3 protein-coding genes are annotated in these 2,186 nt (G+C 29.8%); 1 reads left to right on the top strand and 2 read right to left on the bottom strand.

Annotation, left to right across the window (positions count from 1 at the left end; genetic code table 11):
- Nucleotides 1-664, top strand: a 664-nt coding sequence (locus AOG54_RS02770) for a hypothetical protein (RefSeq protein WP_236692448.1), incomplete at its 5' end; no start/stop codon positions are given.
- Nucleotides 665-667: 3 nt separating this feature from the next.
- Here AOG54_RS02770 and AOG54_RS02765 read toward each other — a convergent pair.
- Together AOG54_RS02765 and AOG54_RS10235 are read right to left on the bottom strand one after the other, a co-directional pair.
- Nucleotides 668-1,423, bottom strand: coding sequence for a hypothetical protein (locus AOG54_RS02765; protein ID WP_156324173.1), 756 nt, complete (start codon nt 1,421-1,423; stop codon nt 668-670).
- A gap of 198 nt (nt 1,424-1,621) precedes the next feature.
- Nucleotides 1,622-1,825, bottom strand: coding sequence for a CpXC domain-containing protein (locus tag AOG54_RS10235; RefSeq protein WP_048101085.1), 204 nt, complete (start codon nt 1,823-1,825; stop codon nt 1,622-1,624).
- Between the last annotated feature and the right edge of the window lie 361 nt (nt 1,826-2,186).

Genomic DNA, 2,186 nt, shown 5'->3' with positions numbered 1-2,186 from the left:
AATTCACTGGTTTTATTTCACGGCGATTAAATACCATGGGTTGTTTTTAAAAATATTAATAAATAATTTATTTATTATGATGCAAATGAGCGTTTCATTGAGGGAATTAAATGAATTAAAGAGAGTGGCCATCGATTTCGTTTTTAATATCGACATAATAAGAGACAATACATATATACATAATTCTGAGTATGGTGCTGGTGGCCTTGAGTATGAGGACCTTGAATACAGCGATCCATCAATAACATTTACAACCACTGATTATACTGTTTATTCCCCTGATAATGAAATAATTACAGGTGGTTTTCTTTTTATAAATTTTATTACTCCCATGGAATATTCCATGGATGATAAAAATTACTTTGAAGAACGTTTTAATGATCTAATTTCCTATTGCAAATCAAAAAATTTGAATTTAAATTTTGTGGATTTTTTCCCATTATCTCCAGAAAATAGGGACACATTTAATGCAATGTTTAAAAGAACTGAACTTAACGGGATTGTGACAATGGACTTTTTAATGAATAATATATTTGAGATGTATATTAAAAAAATAATAGAATTATTGAAACCGGATAAAATTATAGCTGATGACCAGGATATTAAAAATTTTTTACAAAAAAAGAATGTGGATTTTATAGATTATAATGAAATAATGAAATAAAAGTTAATTTTTTAGTGGTGCTGACCTTATTATTTTGGTTTTTATTTTGTATGGTTTAAGCACGTAAAGTAGAAAGATAAACATAAGAAGCAGTGAAAGCATGCTTATTAAAACCTCATCCAGAGTATTGCCGTACAATACGTTAAGGTAAAATGAGCTTAAAAATGGACTTGCACCTATAACGAAACCAAAGAGGGTCCCGGCAGCACAGGCAGGGCAAACCCCAACTGTTCCCAGTATTGACGCAACAGACTTTTTTCTTGACCTTATTCCTTTAAATGATATCCCCATTATTGCCGCACCGGTAAGGCTAACAGCAACTAGTGACAGCAGCTGAAGAGGATACATGTATAATCCTATTATTCTTGAATAATAAATCATAAAATTTGGAACAAACATCGGAAGGCCATATGTAAAAGAAACATAATGCGGATAATGAAATCCGGATGGAGCTATGTGTATCATTCCACCTATTATTGCTATTATTATACCATAAATTAAAGAAATAAGCCAGTAATGGTTAATTTTTGGAATTACATAGTTTTCACGAATAATCTTATAAATTCCTAAGGATATTAGAATGGCGCCAATTATAATTAAAACTGTTGTAAAAACTGTAAACACAATGGCGGTTTTTGCTGATGCTGAGTAATTGATGGGAACTGGATAATACATATATGAATATTTGGAGTACAATAAAATTGAATCCATGATTAGAATAAAACCCAATAAAATCATAACCAGCGTTTTAATCTTCACGTGTATGAATTTTATTTTTTTATTTAAACCTTAATGTAGATTATATCAACCAATTTGCATGTAATCTTTAAGAGAACTTACAAACCAGATTTTAAATATATTATAACGCCTATTAGTCATTTAGACATTTTATCACATTCTTAATTTCTACCCATAAATTTGAAACAGTTATAGTGACCACAAAGTACACATTTTGCCTTACCACGTAGAGAGCTGTTCACCATCATCAGACATATGATAATGAGATGTCTTGTGGCATGCCGGGCACCTGACAGCAAATCGATGCTTTCCCTCACGGATTATTATTCCAAGATCTGGATCAGGAAAGCTGACCCATGGATCATAATTTATATTGAATTCATGTCCGCACTTTGGGCATTTTAAATGATATTTCTGAATCATATATTACACCAATAAACATATTTTAAAAATATATATATTTCTGGTGATATGGAAATAAACAATTCCTCAAATAGATTCAAATAGAAATTAACTGTATAAGCATGTATCTATGAGTTTCTGATTTTTTATCCCTTAATAATTGCTATTAACTTATACTAAATTCTTAAAATTCCGATATAAATGCATTGTCTTGGCTATTGATAAACACAAAGGGATAAAAATTAATCTGAAAAACTTCTAACATCAAGCATGCAAAGATTATGCAAAATTTTAACGTTTACATATTTTAAGATAAATTAAACATGTCATGAACCCTCAGATTTTTCTCAAATCCTGATTATTAATATACTAAGATTAATAG

This window comes from Acidiplasma aeolicum, assembly GCF_001402945.1.
GTDB lineage: Archaea > Thermoplasmatota > Thermoplasmata > Thermoplasmatales > Thermoplasmataceae > Acidiplasma > Acidiplasma aeolicum.
The sequence above is the reverse complement of the archived record's forward strand: the minus strand, read 5'-3'. Positions and strand labels throughout refer to the sequence as shown.